The sequence below is a fragment of the Pantoea sp. SIMBA_079 genome (assembly GCF_046940275.1).
GTDB lineage: Bacteria > Pseudomonadota > Gammaproteobacteria > Enterobacterales > Enterobacteriaceae > Pantoea > Pantoea borealis.
In genome coordinates, this window is sequence record NZ_JAWRYR010000710.1 from 1 (window position 1) to 248 (window position 248).

Annotated in this window: 1 pseudogene; it reads right to left on the bottom strand. The window is 71.8% G+C overall.

Features of this window, described 5'->3' with window-relative positions:
* Window positions 1-162 (bottom strand): annotated as a pseudogene (locus SB719_RS21795) (hypothetical protein); the annotation flags it as partial.
* Window positions 163-248 lie beyond the last annotated feature (86 nt).

Below are 248 nucleotides of genomic sequence, written 5' to 3' on the forward strand. Positions count from 1 at the left end.
GGTGACGATGCGGGCGCCGGCGGCCTCGGTCGCGGCGCGGGTCTCGTCGAGGTCCTTGAACTTGCCGGTGCCGGTCAGCAGGCGGGAGTCGTAGGTCGTGCCGGCGATGGTCAGGCCGGTGTCTGCAGTCGGGGAAGTCGTCATGCGCCGATTATCCCCCATGCGCGCGGGCGCGTCCGTCGCGAGGCGCGTCGCGTGCTCAGTCGTCGATCAGCTCGCCGCCGGCGAGGAAGTTCCAGGTGCGCGTC